Below are 8592 nucleotides of genomic sequence, written 5' to 3'. Positions count from 1 at the left end.
CCCACCCCCACCCCCCCCGGGGGGCCCCCGGGGGTGGGGGGGGGGGGGGCGGGGGGGGGCCCCCCCCCCCCCCCCCCCCCGACCGCTGTCCGTGACTTTCGAGGATCTTCCTGAGGATAGGTATGCTCCGCCTCATCGTGCAGCGGTTGCTGCTCCTGATACCGCTGCTCCTAGGGCTGTCGGTGCTGTTGTTCGCGTGGGTCCGGGCGCTGCCCGGCGGCCCCGCGACCGCCCTGCTGGGCGAGCGGGCCACACCCGAGGCCGTCGCTCGCATCAACACCTTGTACGGCTTCGACCAGCCGTTGCACATCCAGTACTTCAAGTACCTGGGCCGCCTGCTGACGGGTGACTTCGGTGTCTCCACGCGGACCGGCCGCCCGGTGCTGGACGAGTTCATCACGCGCTTCCCCGCGACGATCGAGCTGACCGTGGTCGCACTGATCATCGCGATCGGCATCGGCATCCCGCTCGGCTACGTCGCCGCTCGCCGGGCCGGCTCGATCATCGACCACTCGTCGGTCGTCGTGTCGCTGATCGGCGTCACCGTGCCGGTGTTCTTCCTCGCCTTCATCCTGAAGTACCTGTTCGCCGTGGAGCTGGGCTGGTTCCCCTCCACCGGGCGGCAGGACCCGACGATGATCGCGACGCATCCGACGAACTTCTACGTGCTGGACGGACTGCTCACCGGTGAGTGGGACGCCGCATGGGACGCGCTGGTGCACCTGATCCTGCCGGGCATCGCGCTCGGCACCATCCCGCTGGCGATCGTCGCGCGGATGACCCGCGCCGCGGTGTCCGAGGTGCAGAACGCCGACTACGTCCGCACCGCCCGCGCGAAGGGCATCAAGCCCGCCCGGCTGCGCGGCGAGCACATCCTGAAGAACGCGATGCTCCCGGTGCTGACGACCATCGGCCTGCAGGTGGGCCTGCTGCTGTCGGGTGCGGTGCTCACCGAGACGGTCTTCGCGTTCAGCGGCATCGGCTCGTTCCTCGCGGAAGCGGTGTTCAACGCCGACTACCCGGTGATGCAGGGCTTCGTCCTGATGATCGCGATCGTGTACGCCCTCGTGAACCTGTTCGTCGACGTGTCGTACGGGCTGATCGACCCCAGGCTGAGGAGGCAGCAGTGAGTGCCAACGAGCTCCCCCTGACCGACGGCGCGGCTGCCCAGCCGCTCCACACCAGCATCCACGGCGACGGGCCGGGCGGTGCCGACCACGGCGGCGAGGGTGTCTGGGCGCGTGCCTGGCGCACGCTCCGCAAGAACCCCGTGGCGATCGCCGGGTTCGTGATCGTCGCGGCGTTCGTGCTCATCGCGCTGCTCGCCCCGCTGATCGCTCCGTACGGGGCCCACGAGCTGCCGGGCCGCGCCGAGGTGCGCCCGACGATGATCCCCGGGCCGTCGGCCGAGTACCCGCTGGGCCTGGACCGCTACGGCGGCGACGTGCTGAGCAAGCTGATCTGGGGCGCCCGTGCGTCGCTCCTGGTCGGCGTCCTGTCCACGCTGTTCGGCCTGGCCGGCGGCATGGCACTCGGTCTGCTCGCCGGCTGGTTCGGCAAGTGGGTCGACTTCGCCGCGATGCGCCTGGTGGACCTGATGCTGTCCGTGCCGTCGCTGCTCCTGGCCGTCTCGATCGCCGCGATCGCGGGCCAGTCCTCGATGTCGGTCATCGTCGCCATCGGTGTGGTGCAGATCCCGATCTTCGCCCGCCTGCTGCGCGGCTCGATGCTCGCGCAGCGCGGCCAGGACTACGTGCTTGCCGCTTCCGCGCTGGGCCTGAGCCGGCGCTCCGTGACCATGAGCCACGTGCTGCCCAACAGCGTCGGTCCGGTCATCGTGCAGGCGACGCTGACCCTGGCCACCGCGGTGATCGAGGCCGCGGCGCTGTCCTTCCTCGGCCTGGGTGGCGGCGAGCCCTCCACCGCCGAGTGGGGCCGCATGCTGACGGCCGCGCAGCAGGAGCTGGCGGTCGCGCCGCGCCTGGCGATCCTCCCCGGTATCTGCATCGCCGTGACGGCCCTCGGCTTCACCCTCGTGGGCGAGAGCCTGCGCGAGGCCCTCGACCCCCGGAACAGGACCCGAAAATGAGCGAGACCCCTGAGCAGAAGATCTCCGCCGCGTCCGGCACGGCGGCCGGCACGGCGTCCGGCGCTGTGGCCGCTCCGGAGGCCGCCGACGTCGTCCTGCGTGTCGAGGACCTGTGCGTCGACTTCCGCACCGAGAACGGCGCGGCACGCGCCGTCGCGAACGCGAACCTGACCGTCCGGCGCGGCCAGACCGTGGCGATCGTGGGGGAGTCGGGCTCCGGCAAGACCACCCTCGCGATGGCCGTGCTCGGCCTGCTCGCGAGCAACGGCTCGGTGGCCGAGGGGCACATCTGGTTCAAGGACGAGGACCTGGGCAAGGTCAGCCCGCAGCGCATGGCGCAGCTGCGCGGCACCGAGCTGGGCCTCGTGCCGCAGGACCCGATGACCAACCTCGACCCGATCATGCGGATCGGGCAGCAGATCGACGAGGGCCTGATCGACAACGGCCTGCGCGGCCGCCGGGACGCGCGTGCCCGCACGGTCGAGCTGCTCGACGAGGTGGGCCTGCCCGACGCCCGGCGCCGGGCGAGCCAGTACCCGCACGAGTTCTCCGGCGGCATGCGCCAGCGCGCGCTGATCGCCATGGGCCTGTCGGGCCGCCCGGCGCTGCTGGTGGCGGACGAGCCGACGTCGGCGCTCGACGTGACCGTGCAGCGGGGCATCCTCGACCAGCTCTCGGGGCTGACCGAGGAGCTCGGCACCGCTGTGCTGCTCATCACGCACGACCTCGGCCTGGCGGCCGAGCGCGCCGACGTCGTCGTGGTCATGTACCGCGGCGACATCGTCGAGCAGGGTCCCGCACGCCAGGTCCTCACCGACCCGCAGCACGAGTACACCAGGCGCCTCATGGCGGCCGCGCCGTCGCTCGCCTCGCGGCGCATCGAGATCGCGCGCGAGCGCGGGCTCGAGGACGTGCTGGACGACGCCCTGCTGGCCCCCGGCGAGGACGTGGCAGCGGACGGTGCGGCGGAGGCCGACGTGCTCGTGTCCGTCAAGGACGTGAGCAAGGTCTTCTCCATCCGCGGCAACGGTCTGTTCTCCCGCGCCAAGGACTTCACGGCGGTCGACGGTGTGAGCCTCGACATCCCGCGCGGCTCCACGGTGGCCGTCGTGGGGGAGTCGGGTTCGGGCAAGTCGACGCTCGCCCGGATGATCCTGGACATCGAGAAGCCGACGACGGGTTCGATCACGTTCGACGGCGGCCTCGTGGGCGCGGGCAACCACCGGGACCAGATCGCCTACCGGCGCCGGGTCCAGCCCGTGTTCCAGGACCCCTACTCGTCGCTCGACCCGCTCTACTCGGTGTACCGCGCGATCGAGGAGCCGCTGCGCGCGCACTCCTACGGTGACGCGGCGGCCCGCCGGGCCCGGGTCGAGGAGCTCGCCGACCAGGTGGCGCTCAGCAAGGGCCAGCTGCAGCGGTTCCCCTCCGAGCTGTCCGGCGGACAGCGTCAGCGCGTGGCGATCGCGCGCGCCCTCGCGCTGTCGCCGGAGCTCGTGGTCTGCGACGAGGCGGTCTCGGCGCTCGACGTGGTGGTGCAGGCGCAGATCCTGCAGCTCCTCGCCGGCCTCCAGGAAGAGCTGGGGCTGACCTACCTGTTCATCACGCACGACCTCGCCGTCGTGCGGCAGATCGCCGACCGGGTGCTGGTGATGCAGGAGGGGCGAGTGGTCGAGGAGGGAACCGTCGACTCGGTCTTCGACTCGCCCGCCACTGCCTACACGCGGGCCCTGCTCGACGCGATCCCCGGCAAGGACCTGGAGCTCGCGCTCTGAGGGCTCGAACCGAGGGCTCGCACCGACGGCTCGCAGCGCCCTGGCTCGCGTTGACCGGGGCGCTGCGACGCCACTAGGATGGCTGGCGGTGCCGTGCGCCTTTTGGCGATCGTCGGTACCTCACGAGCACGGCACAAGCCAGAGCTCAAACAGACCCTGTCCTTACTACGCCATGTCCGCATCGGAGCATCGAACTCAATGACCATCTCCACCCCCGCGAAGTCCGCACCTCAGGTTGCCATCAACGACATCGGCACCGAGGAGGACTTCCTTGCTGCCATCGACGCCACCATCAAGTACTTCAACGATGGGGACATCGTCGAAGGCACGATCGTCAAGGTGGACCGCGACGAGGTCCTTCTTGACATCGGCTACAAGACCGAGGGTGTGATCCCGTCCCGGGAGCTCTCGATCAAGCACGACGTCGACCCCGGCGAGGTCGTCTCCGTCGGTGACGCCGTCGAGGCCCTGGTTCTCCAGAAGGAGGACAAGGAAGGCCGCCTGATCCTGTCCAAGAAGCGCGCACAGTACGAGCGCGCCTGGGGCACGATCGAGAAGATCAAGGAAGAGGACGGCGTCGTCACCGGCACCGTCATCGAGGTTGTCAAGGGCGGCCTCATCCTCGACATCGGCCTGCGCGGCTTCCTCCCCGCCTCCCTCGTGGAGATGCGTCGCGTCCGCGACCTCCAGCCGTACGTCGGCAAGGAGATCGAGGCCAAGATCATCGAGCTCGACAAGAACCGGAACAACGTCGTGCTGTCGCGCCGTGCCTGGCTCGAGCAGACGCAGTCCGAGGTTCGCTCCACCTTCCTGCAGACGCTGCAGAAGGGCCAGGTGCGCCCGGGTGTCGTCTCCTCGATCGTCAACTTCGGTGCGTTCGTGGACCTCGGCGGCGTCGACGGTCTGGTGCACGTCTCGGAGCTGTCCTGGAAGCACATCGACCACCCGTCCGAGGTCGTCGAGGTCGGCCAGGAGGTCACGGTCGAGGTGCTCGACGTCGACTTCGACCGCGAGCGTGTCTCCCTGTCGCTGAAGGCGACGCAGGAGGACCCGTGGCAGACCTTCGCCCGTACGCACGCCATCGGTCAGGTCGTGCCGGGTAAGGTCACCAAGCTCGTCCCGTTCGGTGCGTTCGTCCGCGTCGAGGACGGCATCGAGGGCCTGGTCCACATCTCGGAGCTGGCCGTGCGCCACGTCGAGTTGCCGGAGCAGGTCGTCACCGTCGGTGCCGAGGTCTTCGTCAAGGTCATCGACATCGACCTGGAGCGTCGCCGCATCTCGCTGTCGCTCAAGCAGGCCAACGAGGGTGTGGACCCGGAGTCCGAGGACTTCGACCCCGCGCTGTACGGCATGGCCGCCGAGTACGACGACGCCGGGAACTACAAGTACCCGGACGGCTTCGACCCGGAGACCAACGAGTGGCTCGAGGGCTTCGAGACCCAGCGCGAGGCGTGGGAGGCGGAGTACGCCAAGGCGCACGAGCGCTGGACCGCGCACCGCAAGCAGGTCGCCGAGGCGCTCACCGCGGACACCGAGGCGGTCGAGGCCCCCGCGGCCGCGGCCTCTGCCGGCGGTGGCGGCGGCAGCAGCAGCAGCACCACCTACTCCTCGGCTCCGGTCGAGGAGGTCGGCGGGACGCTGGCTTCGGACGAGGCGCTCGCCGCGCTCCGTGAGAAGCTCACGGGTAACTGACCCGAGCCTGATCGACGGCCCGTCGCCCCTTCGGGGGCGGCGGGCCGTCGTCGTTCCCCTGGCGTGCCGCCGGAGTTTTCATGATGCGGTGCAGTGCCCGGTCCTGTGGCCGCATCCAAGCCGCTGACCTGCGACGACGCCGTTCTGTGCGGCTTACTGGCGTATCACGGGCGTGCTGGTCAGGCGGACAGAGATGTTGTTGGATGGCTCCCCATGAGCCGACCCGGACCCGACGAGACGCGGGGCACGTGCCCAGCCGCTCTCCTCGAGCCCGAGCGCGCGGTGGTGCCATTCATGGGCCGCGGGCGCGAGCTGGCGGAGCTGCGGTCGTGGGTACGGTCGCGCGAACCGGTGGCGCTGCGGCTGCTGTGCGGGCTCGGCGGTGTGGGCAAGACGCGCCTAGCGCTGGAGCTCGGCAAGAGCCTGCGGCGCACCGGATGGACGGTGGTCCACGTGCCGCCGGGTGCGGAGGCGGCCGCGGTATCAGCGGCCTCGGGCACCCGCCGCGTCCTGCTGGTCGTCGACGACGCGGCGCCCCGGCCCGGACTGTCCGCGATGCTCGACACCATCGGGTCCACCCGGTCGCGAGGGCGCCTGCGCGTCCTGTGCACCGCCCGCAGCGGCGGGCAGTGGTGGCCCAGGGAGCGGTGGACCAGCCCGTTGTGGGCCGGCCGGACGCCGTCGGTCACCCAGATGGCCCTGGAGCCGGCCCTCGACAGGACCCTCGACGTCGCCTTCGACCCCGCCCTCGGGCTGGAGATCGAGCGTTCGGACGACTGTCGCGCGCTCGTCGAGGCGGCGGCCACGCGTTTCGCCAGGGCATTGGGCCGCCCGGTACCGCGGCTGCGGTTCCAGGCGGAGCCCGACCAGCAGGTGCGTGCGCTGGACCTGCACGCGGCCGCGCTGGCGACGGTGCTCGACGGGGGCGGCGACGTCGTCGACCCGGCGGGCGCGCTCGACCTGGTGCTCGACCACGAACGCGCCCGGTGGGCGGGTTCGGACGCCGATGCGGGGTTCGCCCCGGGCACCGCCGAGGCGGCACTGGCCGTGGCGACGCTGCTCGGCGACCCCACGGACGAGGGGATCCGCGCGGCGCTGCGCCGGGCCGGCGCGGAGCCCGCAGCGGGCCGGACGACGGACGCCGTGGCATGGGTCCGTGCGCACCTGCCGACCGTCCCGCGGCTGGCGGAGCTGCTCGTCTCGCGCACCCTGGCGGCGTCGGAGGAGCTCACCGCCGCCTGCACGCGCGACCTGGCGCCGGGCGAGGCGTTCGCGGTGCTCGCGTTCGCGACCGAGATGGGTCTCGACCGGCCGGTCGCCGAGCGCGACGTCACCCACGAGCTCGTCGAGGCCGCTGCGTCCGCCCTGCCTGCCGGACGGGCGGCGGACCTGCCCGCGCTGATGCGGGCCTCCCGCCGGCTGCCGCGCTCGTCGAGCCCCCTGGCCGTGCCGGTGCTCGACCGTCTCACGCACCGGGTGGCGGACCTCGCCCGGGCGACCGGCAGCGACGCCGAGCACGGTGAGGCGTTGACCGACCTGGGCATGGTGCTGATCGCCGAGGGCGAGCCCGACGTCGCGATCGGCGTGCTGCAGGAGGCTGCGGGCCTGTGGCGCGGCCTCGCCTGGGGCGACGAGAACCGGTACCGGCCGGCGCTGTGCACGGCCCTGAACAACCTCGGGACGGGTTACCTGGCGGTGGGCAGGCACGGTGACGCCCTCGCCGCGCAGGAGGAGGTGATCACCCTGTGCCGCCAGTTCCCGCCGGGCGACGGGTTGTGGGCGGACGCCGAGCACGCGCGCGCCCTCCTGAACGCGGGGGTGTCCTACACGGAGCTCGGCCGGGTCGGAGAGATCGAGGTGGCGCAGCGCGCGTCGCTCGAGATCTACCGCCGCCTCGCGGAGGGCGACCCGGTCCAGTACGAGCCACGGGTCGCCGCGGTGCTGGGCAACTTCGAGGCCCTCACCGAGAGCGGGCGGCCGGAGGACGCGCTGCCCGCGAACGCAGAGGCGGTGGCGATCCGCCGCAGGCTCGCCGCCGCCCGTCCCGAGCACCTCGGGGAGCTGGCCTGGTCGCTCGGCCAGCTCGGCACCACCCTTGAGGCCCTCGGGCGGTACGAGGAGGCGGGCGTCGTGCTCGTCGAGGCGCTGGAGCTCCAGCGCCGCCTCGCCAAGGAGAACGCGCGCGGGACCCGCCCCGACCTCGCAGGCGCGCTCTCGGCACTCGGTGCGCTGTACTCGACCACCGGCCGCGCCGACGAGTCGCTCCGGCTGGAGCGGGAGGCGCTGGAGATCCGGCGCGACCTCGCCGCCGAGCACCCCGACCGGTACCTGCACTACCTCGCGCACTCGTTGTCGAACCTCGGCGTCACCCTGGCCCGGCGCGGCAGGTACGACGAGGCCGTGCTGCTGGAGGAGGAGGCGGTGGGTATCCGCCGCGGCCTGGCCGGCGGGAACGCCCGGTCCCTCAAGTACCTCGCGCAGTCCCTGTCCAACCTGGGCGTGCGGTACGCCGACCTGGGCCGGTTCGACGAGGCGCTGCCGCCCACGCAGGAGGCGGTCGACATGCTGCGTCGGCTCGTGCGGGAACAGCCGGAGAAGTACCGCACGGGTCTCGCGGAGGCGCTCGCGAACCTCGGGGCCACCCTGCTCGACCTCGACCGGGCCGCCGACGCGCTGCCGCCGATGCGGGAGGCAGTGATGATGCGCCGCCAGCTCGTCCTCGAGAACCCGGACAAGCACCGGCCCGACCTGGCGCTCGCGCTCTCCAACCTGGCCAGCGCGATGAGTGCGGTCGGCGACAACGTGGCCGCGCTGGGGCACGCGCGGGAGGCGGTCGACATGCGCCGTCGGCTCGCCGCCGACCTGCCCGAGCGGTACCGGTCCGAGCTGGAGCGGTCCCGGGCGGTGCTCGCGCGGATCGACGCGGCGATCCGGAACCCGACGCCGCTCTAGCCCGTCCTGGCCCGGTCGCGCGCAGATCACTTCGGTCGGTTGCCTTGAGATCGGTCGATCAACCGACCCAACTCAAGGCCAGAT

At 71.9% G+C, this 8592-nt stretch carries 5 protein-coding genes; all 5 read left to right on the top strand.

Annotated elements, in window-relative coordinates:
- Window positions 1–122: 122 nt before the first annotated feature.
- The 5 genes from AB0I32_RS26955 to AB0I32_RS26935 all read left to right on the top strand — a co-directional run bounded on the left by AB0I32_RS26955 (window position 123) and on the right by AB0I32_RS26935 (window position 8508).
- Complete coding sequence (locus tag AB0I32_RS26955; protein ID WP_357511749.1) at window positions 123–1130, top strand: ABC transporter permease; 1008 nt, start codon at window positions 123–125, stop codon at window positions 1128–1130.
- Between the two features lie 56 nt (window positions 1131–1186).
- Entirely contained in the window at window positions 1187–2089 is a 903-nt protein-coding gene (locus tag AB0I32_RS26950) for an ABC transporter permease (protein ID WP_357511751.1), read from the top strand.
- Window positions 2086–3864, top strand: a complete 1779-nt coding sequence (locus AB0I32_RS26945) for an ABC transporter ATP-binding protein (RefSeq protein WP_357511747.1) — start codon at window positions 2086–2088, stop codon at window positions 3862–3864. The genes AB0I32_RS26950 and AB0I32_RS26945 overlap by 4 nt, the downstream gene beginning before the upstream one ends.
- Window positions 3865–4062: 198 nt before the next feature.
- Window positions 4063–5556, top strand: a complete 1494-nt coding sequence (gene rpsA, locus AB0I32_RS26940) for a 30S ribosomal protein S1 (RefSeq protein WP_357511745.1) — start codon at window positions 4063–4065, stop codon at window positions 5554–5556.
- Between the two features lie 213 nt (window positions 5557–5769).
- Entirely contained in the window at window positions 5770–8508 is a 2739-nt protein-coding gene (locus tag AB0I32_RS26935; RefSeq protein ID WP_357511743.1) for a tetratricopeptide repeat protein, read from the top strand.
- Window positions 8509–8592: the final 84 nt, after the last annotated feature.

Source organism: Promicromonospora sp. NPDC050249, from assembly GCF_040656015.1.
Taxonomy (GTDB): domain Bacteria; phylum Actinomycetota; class Actinomycetes; order Actinomycetales; family Cellulomonadaceae; genus Promicromonospora.
The sequence above is the reverse complement of the archived record's forward strand: the minus strand, read 5'-3'. Positions and strand labels throughout refer to the sequence as shown.